Genomic DNA, 22,654 nt, shown 5'->3' on the forward strand with positions numbered 1-22,654 from the left:
GTTCTGAAAGACAATCCTGCTAGTCAAAGGGTGAGGAAACGGGAGGACGGACCGCCGGAATGGCCCCCCAGGTCGCCATACGCGGACAGCGGAGCCTGCTGCGGCAGATCCGCGAGGCGCTCGCCGGGGGCGGCCCCGCGCAGCAGCGCCTGGACATGGTGGTGCGCATCATCGCGCTCTCCATGGTGGCCGAGGTGTGCTCGATCTACCTGCGCCGCGCGAGCGGCGAGATGGAGCTGTTCGCCACCGAGGGCCTGGACGTGAAGGCCGTCCACGTCACGCGGATGAAGCCCGGCGAAGGCCTGGTCGGCGAGATCATGCGCCTGGGGCGGCCGCTGAACCTTGCCGACGCCCCAGAGCATCCGGCCTTCTCGTACCGCCCGGAAACGGGCGAAGACCCCTACCATGCGTTCCTGGGCGTGCCGCTGCTGCGCGGGGGACGCGCCATCGGGGTCCTGGTCGTCCAGAACCGGACCGAGCGGACCTACTCCGAGGACGAGGTCGAGGATCTGCAGATCATCGCCATGGTCCTGGCCGAGATGGTGGCCTCGGGCGAGCTGGTCAGCATCGGCGACCTGGAGGGCGTCGAACTTGCCCCCCGCCGCCCGGAGCGAATCAAGGGTTCGAAGTTCGCGGACGGCCTGGCCTACGGCGTGGCGGTCCTGCACGAGCCGCCCGTCGCCTCCTCGCAGCTCCTTTCCGAGGATGTCGTGGCCGAGCAGCAGCGGCTGGTCTCGGCGCTCACGGCCCTCAAGGACCAGATCGACCAGATGCTGGAGGGCCAGCACGGCCTCGTGGACGCCAGCTACGAGGTGCTCGAGACCTACCGCATGTTCGCCCACGACCGGGGCTGGAACCGCAGCCTCGAGGACGCGGTGAAGAACGGCCTCACCGCCGAGGCCGCGGTCGAGCGGGTCCGCTCCGAACATCGGGCCCGCCTGGGCCAGGCGCGCGACCCCTACCTGCGCGAGCGCCTGCACGACCTGGAGGACCTGAACGACCGGCTGCTGCGCCACCTGTCCGGCGACGGCAGCATGGCGCGCGACCTGCCGGACAACGCCATCCTGATCGCCCGCAACCTGGGGCCCGCCGATCTGCTGGAGTACGACCGCCACAAGCTGCGCGGTCTGTTGCTGGAGGAAGGGTCCTCGGCGTCGCACGCCGCCATCGTGGCGCGCGCCCTGGACATCCCCTGCGTCGGCCGCCTGGCGGGCCTGCGCGACAAGGTTTCCGAGGGCGACCCGGTCATCGTCGACGCCGAGACGGGCGAAGCCTACCTGCGTCCGCGGCCGGACGTCACCTCGGCCATCAAGGCGCGGATCGAGGTTCGCCGCCAGCGCAAGGCCGAGTTCGCCAAGCTGCGCGACACGCCCGCCTTCACGCGCGACGGGGTGAAGATCACGCTCCTGATGAACGCCGGCCTCGACGTCGACCTGGAGAGCCTGGCGGACACGGGGGCGGAAGGCATCGGCCTGTTCCGCACCGAGTTCCAGTTCATGGTATCCGAGGAGATGCCGCGCGCCGGAGCCCAGACCGCGCTTTACGCCCGGGTTATGGACGCGGCCGGCGACCGTCCGGTGACCTTCCGGACCCTGGACCTCGGCGGCGACAAGGTGCTGCCGTACATGGAGGCGGAGCGCGAGGAGAACCCGGCGCTGGGCTGGCGGGCGGTGCGCATGGGCCTGGACCGGCCGGCCCTGCTGCGCATCCAGATCCGCGCGCTGATCAACGCGGCCCGCGGGCGGCCCTTGCGGATCATGTTCCCGCTGGTGGCGAGCTGCGACGAGTTCCGGACCGCGCGGTCGCTGGTGGACACCGAGATCGCCTGGGCCCAGCGGCGCGGAAAGCCCACGCCCTCGCGGCTCGACGTCGGCGCCATGATCGAGGCGCCGTCCCTGATCTGGCACCTGGACGCCCTTCTGCCGATGACCGACTTCGTCAGCGTCGGGACCAACGACCTGATGCAGTACATCTTTGCCGCCGACCGGGGGAATCCGCGGGTGGCCGACCGCTACGACTTCCTGTCGCCGCCGATGCTGCGGGCGATGGAGGCGATCCAGCGCGCCTGCGCCGAGACCGGCACGCCGGTTTCGGTCTGCGGCGAGATGGCCGGCCGGCCCCTCGAGGCCTTCACCCTGGTCGCGCTCGGCTTCGAGCGACTGTCGATGCCGCCGACCGGCGTGGGCCCGGTGAAGCAGATGGTGCTGTCCTGCGACCGCGAGGCGGCGCGGCGCGGGGTCTCGGCGCTGCTCAAGTCGTCGGCCGGCTCGGTCCGGAACGAGATTGAAACGCTGGCGCGCAAACTCTACCTCGCCGTCTGATCCTTGCCCGAATCCGGCGAGACTATCGGGGACGGCAGGAGCCCCTGGACCCGCGTGCTGCGCAAACGACCCGCAAAGAAGCTGAGCGACCGGCAGCGGGCGCGCGCCGCCCTGGCCGTCGCAGAGCGCGAGCGGTCGGCGCCCGAGGGGCCGGAGGCGGACGCCCCCGCGCCGGTCCCGCTGGACCCGCTTCTCGCGCATGAAACCATCGGCGAGGCCCTGAGGGCGGCGCGCCTGGACCGCGGCCTCGCGCTCGCCGACCTGGCCGAGACGACGCGGGTGCGGAAGGCCTACCTGGAGGCGATCGAGGAGATGCGGCTGGACGCCCTGCCCTCGCGTCCCTTCACCATCGGCTACATCCGCGCCTACGCCACGGCCCTGGGGCTCGATCCGGACCTCGCCACCGAGCGCTTCAAGTCGGACGAGCCCGTGCTCGACGAGCCGCTGCGCGCGCCCGTGGGCGTGCTGGACGACAAGGACCCCCGCGTCGCCGCCTTCCTCGTGGGCGCGGTCATCATCATCGCCGCGATCGTGCTCTGGAACGTGGCGCAGCGCGCCATGATGGCCGCCGCCCCGCCGCCGGCGCTGGCCTCCGAGGCCGAGACCGAGAAGGCCCTCGCGCAGGTGAAGGCGGGCCCGATGGCGCTGGGCGCGCCGCTGCCGGCGCCGGTGGAATCCACCACGCCGACGCCCTACGAGACGCCGGGCCTGCGCAAGTCGCTCGGACTGGAGCCGGCCGCCGACGCAGCCCAGGCCAGCGCCGAGGAAACCCCGACGGTGGACCTGAGCCTGCTGCCCAAGGTGTTCACGCCCCAGGGCCGCATCTACGACATGGGCAATCCGGCGATCCCGTCGGTCGTCACGCTGCAGGCGCTGAAGGGCGGCTCGCTGATCATCCGCGGGGCCGACGGCTCGGTCTATTTCGCCCGCCAGTTGGCCAAGGGCGAGGCGTTCCGGGTGCCGCAGCTGTCCGGGATCACGCTCGACGTCTCCAACCCGCAGGACGTCCAGGTGTTCGTCTACGGCCGCTCCACCGGCGTCCTGCCCTCGGCCCAGGTGCTGGCGTCGAAGCTGGTGGTCGCGCCGCCCGCGACAGCAGGCGCGGCCGCGCCGGCCGTGGCCGCTCCGCCCGCAATTGCCGCTCCGCCGCCCAGGGCCCCCGCCCCCGCCACCCCCGCCGCGAAGACCCCGCCCGCGAAGGCGCCGGCGCCGAAGACCCCCTGAGGCGGACTGGCGAGCTTGGTCACCCGGCGCACTCGGTGCTTGGGTTCGGCGCCCCCCGGCCCTATTTTCCCCCCGCCATGACGACCGAAGCCCATACCGCCGTGCGCCCCTGGCGCGCGATCGACCGCCGCAGGAGCCGCAAGATCCGCGTGGGCTCGGTGGAGGTCGGCGGCGACGCGCCGATCACCGTCCAGTCCATGACCAACACCGTCACGGCGGACGCGGCGGCGACCATCGACCAGATCCGGCAGCTGGAGGAGGCGGGCGCCGACATCGTCCGGGTCTCGTGCCCCGACGAGGACTCCACGGCGGCGTTCCGGACGATCGCCAAGGCGGCCAAGGTCCCGCTCGTCGCCGACATCCACTTCCACTACCGCCGCGGCATCGAGGCGGCGGAGGCGGGCGCGGCGTGCCTGCGGATCAATCCCGGCAACATCGGCTCGGCCGCCCGCGTGCGCGAGGTGATCCAGGCCGCCCGCGACCACGGCTGTTCGATGCGGATCGGGGTCAACGCCGGATCGCTGGAGCGCGACCTCCTGGAGCAGTACGGCGAGCCCTGCCCCGAGGCCATGGTCGAGAGCGCGCTGCGTCACGCCCGCATCCTGCAGGACCACGACTTCCACGAGTTCAAGATCAGCGTGAAGGCGTCCGACCCGTTCCTGACGGTGGCCGCCTACCAGCAGCTGGCCGAGGCCATCGACTGCCCGCTGCACCTGGGGGTCACCGAGGCCGGCGCCACGCGGACGGGCACGGTGAAGAGCGCCATCGGCATCGGGGGCCTGCTCTGGGCCGGGATCGGCGACACCATCCGCGTCAGCCTGGCCGCCGACCCGGTCGAGGAGGTGAAGGTCGGCTTCGACATCCTGAAGAGCCTGGGCCTCCGCCACCGGGGCGTGAACATCATCGCCTGCCCCTCCTGCGCGCGGCAGGGCTTCAACGTCATCCAGACCGTCGAGGCGCTGGAGCAGCGGCTGGCGCACATCGCCACGCCCATGAGCCTTTCCATCATCGGCTGCGTGGTGAACGGCCCCGGCGAGGCGCTGATGACTGACCTCGGCTTCACCGGCGGCGGCAAGGGCTCGGGCATGGTCTACGTGGCCGGCAAGCCGGACCACAAGATGGACAACGAGCGGATGGTCGACCACATCGTCGAACTGGTCGAGGCCCGCGCGGCGGAGCTGGCGGCCGCGTCGACGCCGCACCGGCAGGACGAGGGTGGCGAGGCCCCGGTCGTGCCAGCCCTCTGAAGGCTTGCGCCGCGGACCCGGGACAAGCGGGAGCCGCGAGGATAGGAAAATGACGCCCGCGTCACCCTTGCGCCGGCGCCCCTTCCGCGCTTAGGTGGCGCTCCAATTTCAGGAGGGACAGGATGTCCGCGGACGGCAACTGGAAAGTCACCATCAACACGCCGATGGGCGCGCGCACCATGAACGTGAACATCGCCACCTCCGGCGACAGCTTCACCGGCAAGGTCGACAGCGAAATGGGCGCCCAGGAAGTGACCGGAAAGGTCGACGGCGACACGCTGACCTGGAGCACGGACATCACCAACCCGATGCCGATGAAGCTCGAGTTCACCGCCAAGGTGGACGGCGACAAGATGAGCGGCAACTGCAAGCTCGGCATGTTCGGCAACGCCTCGCTCACGGGCGAGCGGGTCTAGACCTTTCGCCAGACATGAGGAGGCCCGCTCCGGCGACGGAGCGGGCCTTTTGCGTTTCTGCGGCGTGTCTTGGCGGACGTCAGTTGGGCGTCACCGCGTCGGCCGCGCGGTCCGCGGCGCCTGCCACGCCCTCGGCGGCGTTCGAGGCGGAGTCCGCCACGCTGGACGCGGCGCTGGTGACCGCTTCGGTGCGGAGCGCGTCGTTGCGGTTCGACTGCAGCAGGAAGAAGGCGATGATCGCCACCATCGCCAGCACGGCGATGCCGATGATCACTCCGCCCATGCCCGAGCCCCGGCCCGTGTCGACGTAGGTCGTGCCGCCCGCATCGCGCTCGACGACGCGTTCGCTGGTCAGTCCGTCGGTCCGCTCGGTGACCCTTTCGATGGCCATGTTCATCTCTCCATGTGTCCCGCGGGGCGAAAACACACGGATCGGCGGGGCGTTCCCCGCCCGCCGGGCGCAACCTCGACCTTGTGAGCGGTTCAGGCCCGGCGCGGCGGGACCACGTCGGCGAAGTCCGGGAAGCTCTTCCACTTGGGCTCCACCGGGACCTGCCCGGCCTGCGGCGCGTCGCTGGAGGCCGCCTGGAGGGCCATCTGGGGGATGTAGCGCGGGCAGTTCGGGAAGATGTCGACGGGCGTCACCTTCACCAGCAGCTGGGCCCCCGGGATCGCGGCCATCAGCGGATCTTCGGCCACCACCTCGGCCGCGCCGTTGACCCGCAGGCGGCCGGCCTTCTCGCCCATGGCGATGAACAGCAGGCCCACGTGCGGATTGGACCGGATGTTCCCCAGGCTCTTGAACATGCCGTTGCCGTCGTAGTCCGGGAACACCAGCAGGTCCGGGGCCACGATGCGCGCGAAGCCGGGCGCGCCGCCCTTGAACGAGCAGTCGGGCCGCCCCTGGGCGTCGGCCGTCGCCAGGAAGAAGAAGGGCTGGCCCTGGATGAAGGCCGCGTCTGCGTCGGTGAAGCGGTCGTGGCGCAGCCGCTCGTCCAGACGGTCGGCCAGAGCGCGGCTGCCGAAGGCGTCCTGGAGCTCGCGGTTGCCCTCGTGGAACATCGACATGAGCGGTCCTCCCTGCCCGCGAGCATAGCGCGGAATTGGCGCCGTGGCCGGGCTCGGCTAGACACCGCTCCCCATGCGACTTCCCCAGGCCAGGCTCGACCAGGTGCTCGACCGCTTCCGCGAGATCGAGGCGCGCATGGGCGCGGCCACCGACGGGGCCGAGATCGTGCGCCTGTCCAAGGAGCACTCCGAGCTGAAGCCGGTGGCCGACGCGGTCACCGCGCTGGAGCGCGTCCGCGGCGAGGAGCCCGAGCTGCGCGAGATGGCCGAGAGCGGCGACGCCGAGATGGCCGAGCTGGCCCGGGCCGAGCTGGAGGCGCTGAAGGAAAAGTTGCCCCTGCTGGAGCGCGACGTGGCGCTGCTGCTCGCGCCGAAGGACAAGGACGAGAACGCCTCGGCCATCCTGGAAGTGCGCGCCGGCACCGGCGGCGACGAGGCGGCGCTGTTCGCCGGCGACCTGTTCCGCATGTACCAGCGCTATGCCCAGTCGCGCGGCTGGCGGGTGGAGATCGACTCCATCTCCGAGGGCGACGCGGGCGGCTACAAGGAAGTCATCGCCTCGATCACCGGCGACGGGGTGTTCGGGCGGCTGAAGTTCGAGAGCGGCGTGCATCGGGTGCAGCGCGTGCCGGCGACCGAGGCGCAGGGCCGCATCCACACCTCGGCCGCGACGGTCGCCGTCCTGCCCGAGGTGGAGGACGTCGAGATCGAGATCCGCGACCAGGACCTGCGCATCGACACCTACCGCTCGTCGGGCGCCGGCGGGCAGCACGTGAACAAGACCGACTCGGCCGTCCGCATCACTCACCTGCCGACCGGGATCGTCGTCACCAGCTCGGAGAAGAGCCAGCACCAGAACCGCGCGCGGGCCATGAAGGTCCTGAAGGCGCGGCTCTACGAGCAGCAGCGCGAGGCGCTGGATTCCGCCCGCGCCGAGAGCCGCAAGAGCCAGGTGGGCTCGGGCGACCGGTCCGAGCGCATCCGCACCTACAACTTCCCGCAGGGGCGGGTGACCGACCATCGCATCAACCTGACCCTCTACAACCTGCCCAAGGTGATGGAGGGCGAGGCGCTCGACGACGTGATCGATCCCCTGATCGCCGAGGACCAGGCGGCGCGGCTGGCCGCGCTGGAGGACGAGTTCGGCTGACGCCGCCGGCTAGCGCCGCTTCACGCGGCCGAGCAGACCGCCCAGCAGTCCCCGCAGACCGCCGAACCGCACGCCGACCGTGTCGGCCATCGTGGCGCCGCGTTCCCCGATCGGCTCGGCCGGCCCGGTCGTCGAGTCCAGCGCCGTCTGATGCTCGATCTCGGCGTTCAACTCCGCGCCGACCAGCACCACGATGACGGAAAACCAGATCCAGATCATGAAGGCGATGACGGCGCCGAGCGGGCCGTAGGTCCGGTCCAGCCCCGCGATGTTGTTGACGTACCAGGAGAAGCCCGCGGAGCCGACCATCCAGAGCGCGGCCGCGACGGCGGCGCCCAGGGTCAGCCAGCGCCAGCGGGCGCGCTCGCGGCTCGGGCCATAGCGGTAGGCCACGCTGAAGGCCGCGCTGGCGAGCAGGTAGACCAGCGGCCAGCGGATCGCGATGAGCCAGTCCTCGGCGAGGCCGACCGCCGCGAGCGCGAGCGGCGCGGCGACCAGGATGCCGCTGATCACGATCAGGAAGAGCACCAGGGCCAGCGTGAAGCCATAGGTCACGGCGGCGCGGGCCAGGAAGCTCCGCCGCTCGACCTCGTCGTAGGCGATGTTCAGGCCGTCGAAGAGCGAGCGCATCCCGGCGCTGGCGCTCCAGAGCGAGAGGAGGAGGCTGACCAGGAAGGCCAGCGACAGACCGCCCGCATCCCCGGTGGCGAGGCGCACCATCTGTTCGCCGATCAGGCCCACGACCGCGGGCGGGAAGACGGCGGAAAGCTGGGCCAGCTGCTTCTGGACCTCGCCCACGTCCGCGAAGAGGCCGTAGAGCGAGACGAAGACGCCGATCGCGGGGAAGATGGCGAGGAGCGTGTAGTAGGTGACGCTGCCGGCCACCACGGTGAGCCGGTCGGCGTTGGTCTCCTGCCAGGTGCGCCACAGGATGTCGCTCCAACCCCGGAGCGGGATCCGGCGCGGCGACGTGGCGAGACGCCCCCGGCCGGGCTCCCGCGCCTCGAAGCTCTCGGGCGTCGGCAAGGTGCGCCCCGGCCGGCCCGCTGTCCGGGACGGGCTGCGTGGCCGCGACGTGCGGCCTCCTCCTTCGGATGTGATGCTCACCCCATGCCTCCCTGCCGACCTTTCAACTCGGCGCGGAGGTCCCTGTTCCGCCGGACCGCTTGAGCCGCGGGCCGCCTTGGGCCAGAAGCCCGGCCATGAGCGGGCACATCGCGGCGATCTTCCGGCATCCGGTGAAGGGCTTCACGCCCGAGAGCCTCGCCCACGTCGACCTGGCGCCCGGCCAGGGGTTTCCGGCCGACCGCGTCTGGGCGGTCGAGAACGGGCCCTCGGGGTTCGACCCGGACGCGCCGGCGTGGATGTCCAAGCAGAAGTTCACCGTCCTTGCCGCGATCCCGAAGGTGGCCGCGGCGCGGACGCGCCACGACGACGCCACCGGGGTGTTCACTGCGGAAGCCGCCGGGAGGCCGACCTTCGCGGGCCGCCTGTCCGAGCCCGCGGGCCGTGAAGCGTTCGCCGCCTGGCTCACGGCGTTCCTGGAGCCGGACGACCTGCGCGGCCCGCTCCGGGTGGTTGAGGCGCGCGGGGACTTCCGCTTCACCGACCACCCCCTCGGCCAGGTCTCGATCGTGAACCTGGCGAGCGTGCGCGATCTCTCGCAGAAGATGGGCGTGGAGCTCGACCCGCTCCGCTTCCGCGCCAACCTCTACGTCGAGGGCTGGCCGGCGTGGGCCGAGAACGATTGGGAGGGCCGCGAGTTGATGGCCGGCTGGGCGCGGACCCGGGTGTACAAGCCCATCGTCCGCTGCGCGGCGACCGAGGTGGACCCGGCGACGGGCGTAAAGGACCTGGATGTGGTGAAGGCGCTGTTCGACAACTACGGCCACATGAACTGCGGAATCTACGTGCACGCGACGGCGGCCGGCCGGGTCGGGCTGGGCGATGCGATCACCGCGCCCATGCAGGCGGCCCCGTGACCCTTACCCTGGTGCAGGCCTGGAGCCGGGCCAAGGCGCGGCTGGAGGCCGCCGGCCTGCCGGGCCCCGTGATAGACGCGCGCCTGCTGGTCGAGGCCGCGGCTGAGGCGACCCGCACGGACATCGTGACCGATCCCTACCGGGCGCTGACCGAGGCCCAGGAGACCCGGCTCGACGACTACCTCGCCCGCCGCGAGCGGCGCGAGCCGGTGAGCCACATCCTGGGACGCAAGGGCTTCTGGAAGATCATGCTGTCGGTGACCCCCGACGTGCTGACGCCGCGGCCCGACACCGAGACCGTGGTGGAGTACGTCCTGCGGGACTTCCCGGAGCATGCGGCCTGGCGGATCCTGGACCTGGGCGTCGGCTCGGGCGCGATCCTGCTCGCGATCCTGGCCGAGCGGCCCGCGGCGAAGGGGCTGGGCGTGGACATCTCGGAGGAGGCCCTGGCGGTGGCCCGGGACAACGCCGCCGCGCTCGGTCTTGCGAACCGGGTCGCCCTCCTGCGCAGCGACTGGAGCGCAGGGCTGGAGGCGAACGCGTTCGACGTCGTGGTCTCGAACCCGCCCTACATCGCGTCCGAGGTGATCGAGACCCTCGAGCCGGAGGTCCGCGATCACGAGCCCCGGGTGGCCCTGGAAGGCGGCGCCGACGGTCTGGCCCACTACCGGATCCTGGCGCCGGAGATCCTGCGGGTGCTGAAGCCGGGCGGCCGGTTCGCGGTCGAGATCGGCTACGACCAGAAGGACGCGGTCGAGGCGCTGTTCCGCGAGGCCGGCGCGGTGTTCGTGAGAACGATCCGTGACCTCGGCGACCGCGACCGCGTCGTGACGGGCGAGAAAAAGACCTTGGAAACGGCGGCCTGACTCGCTACATCAGGAGCCGTCTCCACCCAAATTCGTCGGTGTTGCAGGTAGATGCGTCCCCATGAAGGACGCCCGCCCGACCCGACAGGCGCGAGCTTCTCGACATCGGGCAGGCCTCTCGCTGATGAGCTTCCGGGCGGAAGACGGGGAACACTTACGCCTTCACATCGCGACTGGGCCGAGGTCGGATCGAGCTGGAGGCGAGACGCCGCAGAGGCGCTCAGGAAAGACCGAACGGTTTCTGGATTATGAGAGATTTCAAGGGCATGAAGCGCCAGCGCGGGCGCAACCGGGGCGGTGGCGGCGGCGGCGGCAAGCCACAGCAGAACGCCAACCGGGCGTTCGATTCCAACGGCCCCGACGGCGTGAAGGTGCGCGGCAACGCCCAGCACGTCTTCGAGAAGTACCAACAGCTGGCCCGCGACGCGAACGCGGCGGGCGACCGCGTCCTGGCTGAGAACTACCTGCAGCACGCCGAGCACTACTTCCGCCTGATCCGCGCCATCCAGCCGAACCGTCCGGCCAGCGAGATCATCGGCCGGGACCAGTTCGCCAGCGGCTACGACATCGACTTCGAGGACGAGAGCGGCCAGGCCGCGGCCCAGGCGGCCGACGAGGCCGCGGAGGCCGGCGTCGAGGCGCGCAGCGACGACCCCGAGGCGAACCGGGAACGCAACCGCGATCGCGACCGCGGCGACTGGCAGGGCCGCGACCGGGATCGGGACGGCGGCGGCCGCGACCGCTGGCGCGAGCGGGACGGCCGCGACGGCCGGGATCGGAACCGCGATCGGGATCGCGACCGCCGCGACGACCGCCCGCGCGGCGACGACGACCGCTTCCGGGACGACCGGCCCCGTGACGACAGGCCCCGTGACGAGCGTCCGCGGGACGAGAGGCCGCGCGATGATCGGCCTCGCGATGATCGGCCGCGTGATCGGGACGAGCGCCCGCGCGAGGACCGGCCCCGCTTCGAGCGCGATCGCCGCGACCGCGAGGACCGGCCCGAGCGCGATCCCATGCCGGTGGTCGAGCCCCAGGGCGACAGCCGGCCGGAACCCGCGCCGACCCTGCGCGACGCCGATGGCGAGCATTCGAACGTCCCGGCGTTCCTGCGTCCCACGCGACCCGTCGCGCCTCCGCCGGAGGCGGCCGCCGACGACGAGAAGCCCGCGCGCCCCCGCCGCCGCCGCGCTCCGCGCAGCTTCGAAGCCGGCGAGACGTCTTCGGAGGGCGAGGGCTAGGGACACGGTCTCGCTCTCGAGCGCGACCCTCAGCCCCCTCCGCCGCGCAGAGCCGCCTCCCCTCGCGGGCAGGGCTATCGCCTATGGCCGAAGGCCTTCCGTGAGCGCGCCGCAGGCGTTCGAATGACCCGCGGAAGACGCAGGGCGCGCAGAGATCTCCGCCTCCTCCGCGATCTCTGCGGTTAGATCGGGCGGCTACACCGCCCCGCCCGACCTTCATAAGCGATCGCCCTCCCCTCGCGAGGAGGATCAGGGATCAGGCTGCCCACTCACAGCCAACGGCCGAGACGCCGGCCGGCCTCAGAACCGGTAGCCGAGGCCCACGCGGACGTTGCGGCCCGGCAGCGGGGCGATGTCCTTGAGGAACGAGGCGTGCTCGCGGGCCTCGACGTCGCCGAGGTTCCGGCCCTCCACGAACAGGCGCAGGTCCTTGTCTTCGAACGGGCGGACGGTGAGCTGGGCGTTGACGAGGGTGTAGCCGTCGGTCGGCAGCTCGAAGTCGGCCACCCGATCCTGCCCGCCCACGCGACGCACCTCGAGGCTCCCGCTCCACCAGCCGCCGTCGTAGATGCCCCGCCCCGTCACGGACCACGGCGGGATGCGGGCGGGTGGTCCGAGGTCGGTCTTGCCCCGGACGTAGTCCGCCGCGGCCTCGAACCGGAGGCTGCGGCCGCCATCCTCCCACGCCCGGAACGACCCCTCGATCTCGGCGCCCACGAAGCGCGCGTCGGTCTGCTCGAAGAGGAAGATCGGCAGCCCGGAGTCGGCGTCCTCGGCGCCGGTCGGGCGCAGGTCGATGAAGCCCTCGTAGCGCACGGCGAAGAGGTGGGCGTCGACCTCGAACGGGCCGCGTTCCACGTGGCCCGTGAGGTCGAGGGCGTAGGACACCTCGCTGTCGAGCGTGACGTCGCCGACCTCGAACGAGCGCGTCGCCGGGTGCGGACCGTTGGCGAACAGCTCCTCCTGCGACGGGCCGCGCTCGGTCCGGGAGCCGCTCACCGAGAGGAACACGCCCTCGGCGGGCCGCACGAAGGCGCCCAGGGAGGCGGACACGCCCGTGAAGCTGCGATCGCCGACGACGCTCTCCAGGTCCTTCTGCTCGATCCGCAGGCCGCCCTCGAAGCCCCAGGTCTCGCGGTCCCAGCGCTGCAGCGTGAACACGCCCCACTCCGTGGTGCGGGTCGCCGGCACGAAGGCCTCGTCGCCGATGGCGTTGAAGTCCCGCTTCAGGCCCTGCAGGCCCACCGCGCCCTGCCACCCGTCACGGTTCGGCTGGACCGCCTCGATGCGGGCTTCCCAGCCGTCAGACTTGAAGACCGTCCCCGGCGCGCCGCCTTCGAACTCGGTGTGGGTGTAGTCGGCATAGCCTGCCAGGAAGCGGACCTTCTCGAACGGCCCGAAATCGCCGTTCTGCTCGGCGCGCAGGTCGTAGCGGGTCTGCTCCAGGTCGATGGTGACGACCTCCTCCTCCTCCTCGCCGGCGTCCTCTTCGTGCGCGTGGCCCGGCACGCCGTAGTCGGTCTCGGTCCGCTTGACGCTGAAGCCCACGAAGCCGTCGGCGCCGACGTAGGAAAGCCCGGCGCCGTAGGCCGACAGGTTCGCGAAGGTGTTCTCCACCTTGGAATCCACGTCGCCCGGGAAGGGTTCGCCGTCGGCCTCGAGCTGGCGACGGGACTCGGGGAAGGTGGGGACGTCGTAGTCCTTCGTCTCGCGGCGCACGCCGTCGATGCTGAAGACGAACGGACCGGCCCCGCCCTTCAGCGCGCCGGCGGTCATCCAGCCGTTGTCCACCGACGAGTACGACGCCAGCGCACGGCCCTCGAAGGCGCCGTCCAGCCGGTGGGTCGGAATGCGCTCGTCGATGATGTTGACGACGCCGCCGATGGCCGAGCCGCCATAGGCCAGCGCAGAGGGGCCGCGCAGCACCTCGATGCGCTCGGCTTCCTGGGGATCGGTGGCGACCGCGTGGTCGGGCGAGAGCGCGCTGGCGTCCACCTGGCCGAGACCGTTGGACAGAACGAGGACGCGCGGTCCGGAAAGCCCGCGGATCACCGGGCGGCTGGCGCCCGGGCCGAAGGCGCTGGAGCGGACCCCCGCCACGCCGCTCAGCGCGTCGCCGATGCCGCCGACCGGCGCCTGGTCGATATCCTGGCGCCGCAGGATATCGACGCTGGTGGTGGCGGAATCGAGGGTGACCGGGAACGGCGCGGCCGTCACCACCACCTCGCTGACCTCGTGGCCCGGCCGGCCCTGGACCTGGGCCAGCCCGGGGGCGGCGGCGAGGAGGGCCACGGCGGCGGCCGCGGCGAAGAGCTTCGGTTTGAACATGGAGCGCCTGGGAGGGACTTGCGAGAAGCGTTCACCGTTATGAAATAACATAACCGCTCGTCAAGCACGTTGCCGCCGGCGCCGGATCGGAGTTACCTCAGCCCATGTCCACGGCGTGCGATCATCACGAGGAGCACCAGCACCACGGGCTGCGCGGCGCGGCGCTCGCGGCCGCGCTGACGTCGGCGGAGGCCCGGTGCGCGGCCACCCAGGAGCGCCTCACGGCCCCTCGCCGACGGGTGCTGGAGCTGCTGCTCGGCGCCGACGCGCCCCTGAAGGCGTACGACCTGATCGCAGCCTTCGGCGACCGCGGCGAGCCTGCCAAGCCGCCCACGGTGTACCGTGCGCTCGAGTTCCTCGAACGCCTCGGATTTGCGCACCGGATCGAGAGTCTGAACGCTTATGTGCCATGCCGCATCGAGGGGGCGCACGTGGCGGCGTTCCTGATCTGCGACTGCTGTGGCGAGGCCGCCGAGGTCCAGCCCGACCTCGCCGCGCAGGTCCGGGCCATGGCCCGCGCCACCGGCTACGAGGTGCGAGGCGTGACGCTGGAAGCGCACGGGCTGTGCGCGGGCTGCCGCCCGTAGAACGTCCGGACGGCGACGCGCCCGCAGCCGGCTAGGGCTGCGGGCGTCCGGTCAATCGAGGCGGACAGGGTCAGGCCCAGGGCCACACCCGTTCAGACGGACCGTCTGGCCGGGCTAAGGGGGCGGCCTGTCGCGTCGCGATCACCAGAAGACGTTGCGCACGACCTGGACGACCCGGCCGCTCCACTCGTCCACCAGCAGGGCGTCGTCGCCGGCGCGGACCCAGTTGAAGCCGGGCGGCGGAAGCGGAAGGTCGTAGTACCAGGGATCGACGATCCACCAGTTCGGGCCGAACCAGCTCCGCGGCAGGAAGTCGCCATAGGTCCAGCTGCGGACATAGAAGCCCACCGGCGGGCGCCACACGTGCCGGTAGCGGTAGCGGTTCGGGCTGAAATAGCTCGACGGATAGCGTCCACGCTCCCAGCGGCGGTGATCGCCCCGATGGTCCCGGTCCCCGCGGCGCTCCCAGTCGCGGCGACCGTCGCCGCCCCAGCGGCGATCACCGTCCCGCCGGCCGTCCCGGTCGAAGCGGCCGTCCCCTCGGGGTCCGTCGTCGCGGCGCCCGTCGCTGCGGGGCCCATCGCCGCGGCGGTCGCCGTCGCGCCAGCCGCCGGCCCGCTCACCGCCATCGCGCCGGTCGCGACGGTCGCTGTCGCCCCAGTCCCGCCGGTCGCCGCGGCCGTCCGGGCCGCCACGACCGCGACCGTCTCCGCGGCCGCCCCACTCGCGCCGGTCGCCGCCGCCGCGCGCTTCGCCGCGATCCCCGCCATCGCGGCGGGGCTGAGCCGCGGCCGGCGCCTGCGGGGCCGAGGGCGCCTCGCGCGCCACCGGGGGACCCTCGCGCCGACCGCCGCCGTCGCGCCGGCCGCGGTCGAAGTCGCGGGACGCACCGTCCCGCTGCGGGCGGTCCCGCCGCTCCAGGCGTTCGGCCCGATCGCCGCCCCCCGGCTGGGCCGAGGCGGGCGCGGGGATCGCCGCCGCCGCCAGGATCACGACCGCCAGGGCCGTCATCGCCGTCTTCATCGTCGTTTCATCCGATTTCGGTCGCCTTTCGGCGGCCGGTCAGTCCCTTCATGGGACAGTTGGCGCGATCGGGCCTGAACCGTGCTTGAACGGCGCCGCGGCCGCCACGGGATGATGCGCGGGACGGGGACAGGACTGTAGGATGAGCCGATGAGCGCGACTCCCCACGACATCCTCGGCTTCTGGACCCAGGCCGGACCCAAGCAATGGTTCTCGAAGAACCCGAGGTTCGACGCGGCCATCCGCCTGAAGTTCGAGCCGGTGCACCATGCCGCGGCGCGCGGCGAGTACGATCACTGGGCCGACACCGCCGAGGGCACCTTGGCGCTCCTGATCCTGCTGGACCAGTTCCCCCGAAACCTCTTCCGGGAGAGCGCGCATGCGTGGGCCACGGACCCCAAGGCGCGCGTCCTGGCCCGCGCGGCGGCCGAGAAGGGCTGGCACCGCGACGCCCCGTCCGAGCTCCGGCAGTTCATGCTGCTGCCGTTCGAACATTCCGAGGACCTGGCGGACCAGGAATACGGCCTCGAACTCGCGCGCGACCTCGGCGACGCCGAGATGATCAAGTGGCACGAGATCCACCGCGACATCATCGCGAGGTTCGGGCGATTTCCGCACCGCAACGCCGCGCTGGGGCGCACGACGACGGCCGAAGAACAGGCGTTCCTCGACGAGGGCGGTTTCGCGGGATAGCGCTGGGCGCGCGCTCCGGAGAGGCTACTCGGGCTTGGTCTGGCCCTTGTCCGCCGGCTCGGCGGCGCCTTCGCCCGGCTTGGTGGCGGCCTTGACGGGCTCGTTGCGGCACTTCTTGCGCTTGAGGTTCGAGCCGCTCACTTCGTAGGTCACGCAGACCTTGCGCATCTCGGGCTGGGCCGCCTTGGCCGCTTCCCCGGACTGCGTGGCCTCGGGCGCGACGAAGAGCGCGATGGCCGCGAACGCGGAAATCAACATGGAAACCCCGTACTCATGGATCCTGTACGCCGCCCTTAACCGTGGGGAAGCCGCACGCCAAGGCTGGAATCGACCAACGGTCGCTCCGGCGTTGCATCCTTGCCTGTGGATGAGGCGCCGGCGCCGGCTGATTCGCCTGTCCGCGAATCACTTGCTGCGCGAGGCTGACTCCCGATGAACGCCCACGCCGCCATCGCCTCGCGCCCCTACGCGGCTCCGGACCACCCCGAGCGGCAGTACCTCGGCCTGCTGGAGGACATCCTCGAGAACGGCGTCCGCCGCGGCGACCGGACGGGCGTCGGCACGCTGGGCGTCTTCGGCCGGCAGATGCGTTTCGACCTGTCGCAGGGCTTCCCGCTGCTGACGACGAAGAAGCTGCACCGCAAGTCGATCATCCTCGAACTGCTGTGGTTCCTGCGCGGCGACACCAACGTGCGGTGGCTGCAGGAGCGTGGCGTCAGCATCTGGGACGAGTGGGCCGATCCGACTGGCGAGTTGGGCCCGGTCTACGGCAAGCAGTGGCGCTCGTGGACGGCCCCGGACGGCCGCGTGATCGACCAGATCGCCGCCGTGGTGCAGGGCCTGAAATCCAATCCCGACAGCCGCCGCCACATCGTCTCGGCCTGGAACCCGGCCGAGGTGGAGGACATGGCCCTGCCGCCCTGCCACTGCCTGTTCCAGTTCTTCGTCGCCGACGGAAAGCTCTCGTGCCAGCTCTACCAGCGTTCGGCGGACGTGTTCCTGGGCGTGCCGTTCAACATCGCCAGCTACGCCCTGCTGACGCTGATGGTGGCGAAGGTGTGCGGATACGAGCCCGGCGAGTTCGTGCACACCCTGGGCGACGCGCACCTCTACCTGAACCACCTCGACCAGGCGCGGCTGCAGCTGTCGCGCGAGCCGCTGCCCCTGCCCGCCATGCAGATCGCCGACAAGGACGACCTGTTCGGGTTCGACTACGAGGATTTCAAGCTGGTGGGCTACCAGGCGCACCCGTCCATCGCCGCCCCGATCGCGGTCTGAACCGTTGAAGGCGCCGCTCACGCTCCGCGAGGTGACCGAGTCGGCGGCGCGGATCTCGGACATCTACGCCGGCAAGTACGCCATCGCGCGCGACGACGACTGGTACCTGATCAAGCTCCAGGAGGAACTGGGCGAGCTGGCCCAGGCGCACCTGCGGCTGTCCAGCCGGGGCCGCGGCGAGGCCACCGAGCACGACCGCGCCGACGAGGCGGCCGACGTCCTGTGCATGCTGCTGCTCTATTGCCGCCGCTTCGACATCGACGTCGACGCCGCCGTGCGCCGCAAGTGGCTGAGCTGGCTCGAGCCGGCGCGCTGATCCGTAGCGCCCGGCCCCCGCGCGCGCTAACGAGGGGCCCATGTCGTCCAACGTCATCCTCGCCGCCGGTCCGATCGCGCGCGCCCGCAACGGCGTGATCGGACGCGACGGGACCCTGCCCTGGCGCCTGCGCACCGACCTGGCCAACTTCCGCGCGGTGACCATGGGCAAGCCGGTCATCATGGGCCGCAAGACCTGGGAAAGCCTGCCGAAGAAGCCGCTCGTGGGGCGGACGAACATCGTGCTCAGCCGCGACGGCTCGTTCGAGCCCGCAGGCGCCGTGGTGTGCGAGGACTTCTCCGAGGCCGTGGCGATCGCCCGCGAGCAGGCCGAGGACGACGGCGCGCGCGAGGTGTGCGTGATCGGCGGCGCGTCGCTCTTCGAACTCGCCCTGCCGAAGGCCCGCCGGCTGTACCTGACCGACGTGGACGCCGATGTGGAGGGCGACGTCGTGCTCTCGCCGATCGACGAGAGCCGGTGGACCGAGGTCCGCGCCGAGCGTCACGAGGCTTCGGAGCACGACGAGCATCCGTTCACGATCCGGGTGCTCGAACGCCGCTGACGCGGGGTCACCGATGGCGCCTCTCCAGGCGCGCGCTATGGTCGCCGCCACGAGAGAGGGAGCGTGCGCCATGGATTTCGAGGTGGTCTGCGAAGGGCTGGAGTTTCCCGAGGGGCCGATCGCCATGGCCGACGGCTCGGTGATCCTCACCGAGATCAAGGGCCAGCGGCTGACGCGGGTGAAGCCGGACGGATCGAAGGAGACGGTGGTCGAGACCGGCGGCGGTCCGAACGGCGCGGCGATCGGGCCCGACGGCGCCATCTGGATCACCAACAACGGCGGCTCGTTCGTCTGGCTCGACAACGGCGGCCTGACCATCCCGGGCCCCACGCCGCCCACCCACACGGGCGGCTACATCCAGCGCTACGACCTGAAGACGGGCAAGCTGGAGACGGTCTACGACGCCTGCGACGGCAAGCGGCTGGTCGGGCCCAACGACCTCGTCTTCGACAGGTCGGGCGGGTTCTGGTTCACCGACCACGGCTGCTCGACCCCCGACGGCCGGAAGAACGGCGCCGTCTACTACGCCAAGGCCGACGGCAGCCACATCAGCCAGCAGCGCGGGCACCTGATCTCGCCGAACGGCGTCGGCCTCTCGCCCGACGAGAAGACGGTCTACGTGGCCGACACCCAGCTGGGCCGCCTGTGGGGCTTCGACGTGGCCGAGACCGGGATCCTCGCGCCGAACCCCGGCTTCGCGCCCGGTCGCGTGATCTGCAACCTGCCCGGCTACCAGTTGCTGGACAGCCTGGCGGTGGAGGCCTCGGGCAAGGTCTGCGTGGCGACCATCATCAACGGCGGCATCACCGCCTTCGACCCGGACGGCTCGGTCGAGCACTTCGCCTTCCCGGACCTGATCTGCACCAACATCTGCTTCGGCGGGGCCGACATGCGCACGGCGTGGATCACGGCGTCGTCTACCGGCAAGCTGATGAAGGCGACCTGGCCGCGACCGGGGCTGAAGCTGAACTTCAACGGCTGAGGATCCGCCCCCTCCGTCTCATCGCGTCGCGATGAGCCACCTCCCCCGCGTGCGGGGAGGTGGCGGCTAAGCCGTCGGAGGGTGCGCTCGACCTCAGTACAGCGTCGCCATGGCCGCGCGGTCGAAGGCCTTCAGTTCGCCGTGGCGGCCGTCGCGGACCTTCACGACCCACTCCGGATCCTGCAGCAGCGCACGGCCCACCGCGACGAGGTCGAAGTCGCCGCGCTCAAGCATCTCCTCCAGGCGGTCCAGCGACGCCGGCTCGCTCTTTTCGCCGGCGTAGGCGGCGATGAACTCGCCCGACAGGCCCACGGAGCCCACGGTGATGGTCGGGACGCCGGTGATCTTCTTGGCCCAGCCGGCGAAGTTGAGGTCGCTGCCCTCGAACTCCGGCTCCCAGAAGCGCCGCTGCGAGCAGTGCAGGCAGTCCGCGCCGGCGTCCACCAGGGCGCCCAGCCAGGCTTCGAGCGCCTGCGGGGTCTCGGCGAGGCGGGCGGTGAAGTCCTGCTGCTTCCACTGGCTGATGCGGATGATCACCGGGTAGTCCGGCCCGACCGCCTTGCGCACCGCACGCAGGATGTCGGCGGCGAAGCGGGCGCGGCCGGCGATGTCCTTGCCGCCGTAGGCGTCCTCGCGGAGGTTCACGCCGTCCCAGAAGAACTGGTCGATCAGGTAGCCGTGGGCGCCGTGCAGCTCGATGGCGTCGAAGCCCAGGTCCTTGGCGGCCTTGGCGGCGTCGGCGAAGGCGCGGACGGCGTCGGCCACCTCCTCCTCGCTCATCGGCTCGCCGAACTTCTTGCCGGGGCTCGAGTAGCCCGACGGGCTGTCGTAGGGGCCGGGCGGCCGCCAGGTCTCGCTGCGGGTGCGCACTGCGCCCACGTGCCAGAGCTGGGGCGCGATCTTGCCGCCCTCGGCGTGAACCGCGTCGACCACGCGCTTCCACGCCGCAAGCTCGGCCTCGCCGTGGAAGCGGGGGATGTTCGGGTCGTTCAGCGAGGCGGGCCGGTCGACGCCCGTGCCCTCGGTGATGATCAGCCCCACCTGGTTCTTCGCGCGGCGCGCGTAGTAGGCCGCGACGTCCTCGGTGGCGACGCCGCCGGGCGAGAACGATCGCGTCATGGGCGCCATGACGATGCGGTTCGGAAGGTGCACGCCCTTGAGGTCGAAGGGGCGGAAGAGGACGTCGGTGGCCATGGAAGTTCCCGAGAGGCGATGTTCAGGTTGTCTCTAGCGGAGCTTCGGACCGCAGGCAGCGTAGAAAAGCTGAGCGCTCCGGCGCCGCCTCTGGGCGCGCGGCCTTCGGGACCCGGGCTCAGCGCACGTTCAGCGCCGCCCTGCGGGCCAGGCTCTCGGGCGGCCAGAGCGCCTGCATGTCATAGTAGATCTCGAACGCCGGCGTGTCGTCCGGGAGCCGCACCCAAGGCAGCTTCGAGCGCGTGAAGATATGCGCATCCGGCGCGATCGCGGCGGGATCGTCCAGCGTGGCGGCGCGCAGGAAGCTCATCACCCTGCGGTCGCCGTAGTCGGACCACAGCGTCGTGCCGCAGGCCGTGCAGCGGTAGACCAGGTGCGGGCGGCCGGAGTCGGTGGGCATGGCGGTCGGCCGGAGCTCGCCCGAGCGCACCGCGATCCTGTCGGTCTCGATGATGGCGTTGATGACGAACGCCGAGCCGACCTGACGCTGGCAGTCGCGGCAGTGGCAGCAGTTCGTGAACATCGGCCGCGACGCGAGGTCGTAGCGCACCGCGCCGCAGGCGCATCCTCCTGTCAGTCCCGTCACCTCGGTCCCCTCATGTTGCAGGCGCGAAGAAGTTGACGCTCGCGTCATCTTTCTTGACTCAGCCAAGGTCGAAGGCCATCGTTTTTCCTGACGCCGTGCGGGCTGCAGAACCCGCGCCAGAGAGGATGCACAAGATGGACGACGCCTCGATCGACCTCCACCGCGCGGCTCGTGACGCCGCCTACTCGATGCCGCTCGAGGAGATCAATCCGGCCGACCCGGAGCTCTTCCGCACCGACACCATGTGGCCCTACTTCGAGCGGCTGCGGAAGGAGGACCCCGTCCACTACACGGCCCAGACGCCGTGGGAGGACATCGGGGCCTACTGGTCCATCACCAAGTACAACGACATCATGGCGGTGGACACGAACCACGAGGTGTTCTCGTCCGAGCCGACCATCGTGCTGCCCGATCCGGCGGAAGACTTCACGCTGCCGATGTTCATCGCGATGGACCAGCCGAAGCACGACGTGCAGCGTAAGACGGTCCAGCCGATCGTGGCGCCGAACCACCTGGCCTACCTCGAGCCGATCATCCGTGAGCGCGCCGGCAAGATCCTCGACGACCTGCCGATCGGCGAGGAGATCAACTGGGTCGACAAGGTCTCGATCGAGCTCACGACCATGACGCTCGCCACCCTGTTCGACTTCCCGTGGGAAGACCGGCGCAAGCTGACGCGGTGGTCGGACGTGGCGACGGCCGGGCCGGAGAGCGGCATGTTCTCGTCGAACGATCCCGAGGTCGCCGAGCAGGAGCGGCGCCAGGAGCTGTTCGAATGCGTCGACTACTTCATGAACCTCTGGAACGAGCGGGTGAACGCCCCGCCGAAGCCCGACCTGATCTCCATGCTCGCCCACGGCGAGGCGACGCGGAACATGGACCGCATGGAGTACCTCGGGAACCTGATCCTCCTGATCGTCGGCGGCAACGACACGACCCGCAACTCGATCTCGGGCTCGGTCCTGGCGCTGCACCAGAACCCGGACCAGAACCGCATCCTGCGCGAGAACCCCGCGCTCATCCCGAACATGGTCTCCGAGACGATCCGCTGGCAGACGCCGCTGGCCTACATGCGCCGCACGGCCAAGCGGGACGTCGAGCTGGGCGGCAAGACCATCAAGGAAGGCGACAAGGTCGCCATGTGGTACGTATCGGGCAACCGGGACGAAGAGGTCATCGAGCGGCCGAACGACTATTGGATCGAGCGGCCCCGCGTGCGCCAGCACCTGTCCTTCGGCTTCGGCATCCACCGCTGCGTGGGCAACCGCCTGGCCGAGCTGCAGCTGAAGATCATCTGGGAAGAGATCCTGGCCCGGTTCCCGCGGCTGGAAGTGGTGGGACCGCCGCGGCGCGTCCTGTCGTCGTTCGTGAAGGGCTACGAGCACCTGCCGGTGGTGATCCCGACACGCAATTGACGCGCTTCGGCCCCTAGGCTTCCATCCCGCCTCCAAGTCGGGGGCGGATGGAGGACGAGATGATCAAGAACTGCATGCTGGCGCTTGCCGCGGCCGCGCTTCTGGGCGCGCCTGCGCAGGCGGCCGACAAGCTGTCCGCCCACCTGGGCGGCGCGGGCTCGCCGGACACGGACGG

General features: G+C 71.1%; 23 protein-coding genes. 15 read left to right on the forward strand and 8 right to left on the reverse strand.

What is annotated here, in order from left to right; genetic code table 11:
• Positions 1-59 precede the first annotated feature (59 nt).
• The 4 genes from ptsP (at position 60) to JNK30_RS17985 (ending at position 5,208) form a co-directional block, all read left to right on the forward strand.
• Positions 60-2,321, forward strand: a complete 2,262-nt coding sequence (ptsP, locus tag JNK30_RS17970; RefSeq protein WP_293484304.1) for a phosphoenolpyruvate--protein phosphotransferase — start codon at positions 60-62, stop codon at positions 2,319-2,321.
• A 54-nt stretch (positions 2,322-2,375) separates the two neighbouring features.
• Positions 2,376-3,545, forward strand: a complete 1,170-nt coding sequence (locus tag JNK30_RS17975) for a helix-turn-helix domain-containing protein (RefSeq protein WP_293484306.1) — start codon at positions 2,376-2,378, stop codon at positions 3,543-3,545.
• Between the two features lie 77 nt (positions 3,546-3,622).
• Positions 3,623-4,792 carry a flavodoxin-dependent (E)-4-hydroxy-3-methylbut-2-enyl-diphosphate synthase gene (ispG, locus tag JNK30_RS17980; RefSeq protein ID WP_293484308.1) on the forward strand — a complete coding sequence of 390 codons (1,170 nt, stop codon included), beginning with the start codon at positions 3,623-3,625 and terminating at the stop codon, positions 4,790-4,792.
• Positions 4,793-4,914: 122 nt separating this feature from the next.
• Positions 4,915-5,208, forward strand: a complete 294-nt coding sequence (locus tag JNK30_RS17985; RefSeq protein WP_293484310.1) for a hypothetical protein — start codon at positions 4,915-4,917, stop codon at positions 5,206-5,208.
• 79 nt (positions 5,209-5,287) lie between these two features.
• On the opposite strand, the gene JNK30_RS17990 is transcribed toward JNK30_RS17985, so the two are convergent.
• Together JNK30_RS17990 and JNK30_RS17995 are read right to left on the reverse strand one after the other, a co-directional pair.
• Positions 5,288-5,599, reverse strand: a complete 312-nt coding sequence (locus JNK30_RS17990) for a hypothetical protein (RefSeq protein WP_293484312.1) — start codon at positions 5,597-5,599, stop codon at positions 5,288-5,290.
• A 92-nt stretch (positions 5,600-5,691) separates the two neighbouring features.
• Complete coding sequence (locus JNK30_RS17995; RefSeq protein WP_293484314.1) at positions 5,692-6,276, reverse strand: pyridoxamine 5'-phosphate oxidase family protein; 585 nt, start codon at positions 6,274-6,276, stop codon at positions 5,692-5,694.
• A 73-nt stretch (positions 6,277-6,349) separates the two neighbouring features.
• Between JNK30_RS17995 and prfA the strand changes: the two genes are divergently transcribed.
• Complete coding sequence (gene prfA / locus JNK30_RS18000; protein WP_293484316.1) at positions 6,350-7,426, forward strand: peptide chain release factor 1; 1,077 nt, start codon at positions 6,350-6,352, stop codon at positions 7,424-7,426.
• Between the two features lie 9 nt (positions 7,427-7,435).
• Here prfA and JNK30_RS18005 read toward each other — a convergent pair whose 3' ends face one another.
• Positions 7,436-8,452 carry a YihY/virulence factor BrkB family protein gene (locus JNK30_RS18005; protein WP_293484318.1) on the reverse strand — a complete coding sequence of 339 codons (1,017 nt, stop codon included), beginning with the start codon at positions 8,450-8,452 and terminating at the stop codon, positions 7,436-7,438.
• Between the two features lie 176 nt (positions 8,453-8,628).
• On the opposite strand from JNK30_RS18005, the gene JNK30_RS18010 reads away from it, so the two are divergent.
• The 3 genes from JNK30_RS18010 to JNK30_RS18020 all read left to right on the forward strand — a co-directional run bounded on the left by JNK30_RS18010 (position 8,629) and on the right by JNK30_RS18020 (position 11,515).
• Positions 8,629-9,408, forward strand: a complete 780-nt coding sequence (locus JNK30_RS18010) for an MOSC N-terminal beta barrel domain-containing protein (RefSeq protein ID WP_293484320.1) — start codon at positions 8,629-8,631, stop codon at positions 9,406-9,408.
• A complete protein-coding gene (gene prmC, locus JNK30_RS18015) occupies positions 9,405-10,274 on the forward strand; it encodes a peptide chain release factor N(5)-glutamine methyltransferase (RefSeq protein ID WP_293484322.1) in 870 nt (289 codons plus the stop codon). The genes JNK30_RS18010 and prmC overlap by 4 nt, the downstream gene beginning before the upstream one ends.
• Before the next feature lie 248 nt (positions 10,275-10,522).
• On the forward strand, positions 10,523-11,515 hold the full coding sequence (locus JNK30_RS18020) for a DUF4167 domain-containing protein (RefSeq protein ID WP_293484324.1): 993 nt from the start codon (positions 10,523-10,525) through the stop codon (positions 11,513-11,515).
• 300 nt (positions 11,516-11,815) lie between these two features.
• Here the strand turns inward: JNK30_RS18020 and JNK30_RS18025 are convergent, their stop codons facing one another.
• Positions 11,816-13,843, reverse strand: coding sequence for a TonB-dependent receptor (locus JNK30_RS18025; protein WP_293484326.1), 2,028 nt, complete (start codon positions 13,841-13,843; stop codon positions 11,816-11,818).
• A 104-nt stretch (positions 13,844-13,947) separates the two neighbouring features.
• Here JNK30_RS18025 and JNK30_RS18030 point away from each other — a divergent pair, with 104 nt between their 5' ends.
• Positions 13,948-14,430, forward strand: a complete 483-nt coding sequence (locus tag JNK30_RS18030; RefSeq protein WP_293484327.1) for a Fur family transcriptional regulator — start codon at positions 13,948-13,950, stop codon at positions 14,428-14,430.
• A 141-nt stretch (positions 14,431-14,571) separates the two neighbouring features.
• Here JNK30_RS18030 and JNK30_RS18035 read toward each other — a convergent pair whose 3' ends face one another.
• Positions 14,572-15,453, reverse strand: a complete 882-nt coding sequence (locus JNK30_RS18035) for an RcnB family protein (RefSeq protein WP_293484329.1) — start codon at positions 15,451-15,453, stop codon at positions 14,572-14,574.
• Positions 15,454-15,603: 150 nt separating this feature from the next.
• Between JNK30_RS18035 and JNK30_RS18040 the strand changes: the two genes are divergently transcribed.
• Positions 15,604-16,146: a DUF924 family protein gene (locus tag JNK30_RS18040; protein WP_293484330.1), complete on the forward strand. Its 543-nt coding sequence runs from the start codon at positions 15,604-15,606 to the stop codon at positions 16,144-16,146.
• Between the two features lie 24 nt (positions 16,147-16,170).
• On the opposite strand, the gene JNK30_RS18045 is transcribed toward JNK30_RS18040, so the two are convergent.
• Entirely contained in the window at positions 16,171-16,404 is a 234-nt protein-coding gene (locus JNK30_RS18045; RefSeq protein WP_293484331.1) for a hypothetical protein, read from the reverse strand.
• Positions 16,405-16,578: 174 nt separating this feature from the next.
• On the opposite strand from JNK30_RS18045, the gene JNK30_RS18050 reads away from it, so the two are divergent.
• The 4 genes from JNK30_RS18050 (at position 16,579) to JNK30_RS18065 (ending at position 19,284) form a co-directional block, all read left to right on the forward strand.
• The gene (locus JNK30_RS18050) at positions 16,579-17,424 is read left to right on the forward strand and encodes a thymidylate synthase (RefSeq protein ID WP_293484333.1); all 846 of its coding nucleotides are present in this window, start codon (positions 16,579-16,581) and stop codon (positions 17,422-17,424) included.
• A gap of 4 nt (positions 17,425-17,428) precedes the next feature.
• Positions 17,429-17,740 (forward strand): phosphoribosyl-ATP pyrophosphohydrolase, encoded by a 312-nt coding sequence (locus JNK30_RS18055; RefSeq protein ID WP_293484334.1) that lies wholly within the window; start codon positions 17,429-17,431, stop codon positions 17,738-17,740.
• Between the two features lie 40 nt (positions 17,741-17,780).
• Positions 17,781-18,302, forward strand: coding sequence for a dihydrofolate reductase (locus JNK30_RS18060; RefSeq protein ID WP_293484336.1), 522 nt, complete (start codon positions 17,781-17,783; stop codon positions 18,300-18,302).
• 70 nt (positions 18,303-18,372) lie between these two features.
• A complete protein-coding gene (locus JNK30_RS18065) occupies positions 18,373-19,284 on the forward strand; it encodes an SMP-30/gluconolactonase/LRE family protein (protein ID WP_293484337.1) in 912 nt (303 codons plus the stop codon).
• Between the two features lie 93 nt (positions 19,285-19,377).
• Here the strand turns inward: JNK30_RS18065 and JNK30_RS18070 are convergent, their stop codons facing one another.
• Together JNK30_RS18070 and JNK30_RS18075 are read right to left on the reverse strand one after the other, a co-directional pair.
• Positions 19,378-20,478 carry an NADH:flavin oxidoreductase gene (locus tag JNK30_RS18070; RefSeq protein ID WP_293484338.1) on the reverse strand — a complete coding sequence of 367 codons (1,101 nt, stop codon included), beginning with the start codon at positions 20,476-20,478 and terminating at the stop codon, positions 19,378-19,380.
• Positions 20,479-20,596: 118 nt separating this feature from the next.
• Positions 20,597-21,064 carry a GFA family protein gene (locus JNK30_RS18075; protein ID WP_293484340.1) on the reverse strand — a complete coding sequence of 156 codons (468 nt, stop codon included), beginning with the start codon at positions 21,062-21,064 and terminating at the stop codon, positions 20,597-20,599.
• A gap of 134 nt (positions 21,065-21,198) precedes the next feature.
• On the opposite strand from JNK30_RS18075, the gene JNK30_RS18080 reads away from it, so the two are divergent.
• A complete protein-coding gene (locus JNK30_RS18080; RefSeq protein ID WP_293484341.1) occupies positions 21,199-22,479 on the forward strand; it encodes a cytochrome P450 in 1,281 nt (426 codons plus the stop codon).
• Positions 22,480-22,654 lie beyond the last annotated feature (175 nt).

It is taken from the genome of Phenylobacterium sp. (genome assembly GCF_016793225.1).
Lineage (GTDB): Bacteria > Pseudomonadota > Alphaproteobacteria > Caulobacterales > Caulobacteraceae > Phenylobacterium.

What these genes read in the sequence shown, in the direction of transcription:
- ptsP (WP_293484304.1), top strand. Translation starts at nt 60, where the DNA reads ATGGCCCCCCAGGTCGCCATACGCGGACAGCGGAGCCTGCTGCGGCAG.
- ispG (WP_293484308.1), top strand. Translation starts at nt 3,623, where the DNA reads ATGACGACCGAAGCCCATACCGCCGTGCGCCCCTGGCGCGCGATCGAC.
- JNK30_RS17985 (WP_293484310.1), top strand. Translation starts at nt 4,915, where the DNA reads ATGTCCGCGGACGGCAACTGGAAAGTCACCATCAACACGCCGATGGGC.
- JNK30_RS17990 (WP_293484312.1), bottom strand. Translation starts at nt 5,599, where the DNA reads ATGGCCATCGAAAGGGTCACCGAGCGGACCGACGGACTGACCAGCGAA.
- JNK30_RS17995 (WP_293484314.1), bottom strand. Translation starts at nt 6,276, where the DNA reads ATGTCGATGTTCCACGAGGGCAACCGCGAGCTCCAGGACGCCTTCGGC.
- prfA (WP_293484316.1), top strand. Translation starts at nt 6,350, where the DNA reads ATGCGACTTCCCCAGGCCAGGCTCGACCAGGTGCTCGACCGCTTCCGC.
- JNK30_RS18010 (WP_293484320.1), top strand. Translation starts at nt 8,629, where the DNA reads ATGAGCGGGCACATCGCGGCGATCTTCCGGCATCCGGTGAAGGGCTTC.
- JNK30_RS18020 (WP_293484324.1), top strand. Translation starts at nt 10,523, where the DNA reads ATGAGAGATTTCAAGGGCATGAAGCGCCAGCGCGGGCGCAACCGGGGC.
- JNK30_RS18025 (WP_293484326.1), bottom strand. Translation starts at nt 13,843, where the DNA reads ATGTTCAAACCGAAGCTCTTCGCCGCGGCCGCCGCCGTGGCCCTCCTC.
- JNK30_RS18030 (WP_293484327.1), top strand. Translation starts at nt 13,948, where the DNA reads ATGTCCACGGCGTGCGATCATCACGAGGAGCACCAGCACCACGGGCTG.
- JNK30_RS18035 (WP_293484329.1), bottom strand. Translation starts at nt 15,453, where the DNA reads ATGAAGACGGCGATGACGGCCCTGGCGGTCGTGATCCTGGCGGCGGCG.
- JNK30_RS18040 (WP_293484330.1), top strand. Translation starts at nt 15,604, where the DNA reads ATGAGCGCGACTCCCCACGACATCCTCGGCTTCTGGACCCAGGCCGGA.
- JNK30_RS18045 (WP_293484331.1), bottom strand. Translation starts at nt 16,404, where the DNA reads ATGTTGATTTCCGCGTTCGCGGCCATCGCGCTCTTCGTCGCGCCCGAG.
- JNK30_RS18050 (WP_293484333.1), top strand. Translation starts at nt 16,579, where the DNA reads ATGAACGCCCACGCCGCCATCGCCTCGCGCCCCTACGCGGCTCCGGAC.
- JNK30_RS18060 (WP_293484336.1), top strand. Translation starts at nt 17,781, where the DNA reads ATGTCGTCCAACGTCATCCTCGCCGCCGGTCCGATCGCGCGCGCCCGC.
- JNK30_RS18065 (WP_293484337.1), top strand. Translation starts at nt 18,373, where the DNA reads ATGGATTTCGAGGTGGTCTGCGAAGGGCTGGAGTTTCCCGAGGGGCCG.
- JNK30_RS18070 (WP_293484338.1), bottom strand. Translation starts at nt 20,478, where the DNA reads ATGGCCACCGACGTCCTCTTCCGCCCCTTCGACCTCAAGGGCGTGCAC.
- JNK30_RS18080 (WP_293484341.1), top strand. Translation starts at nt 21,199, where the DNA reads ATGGACGACGCCTCGATCGACCTCCACCGCGCGGCTCGTGACGCCGCC.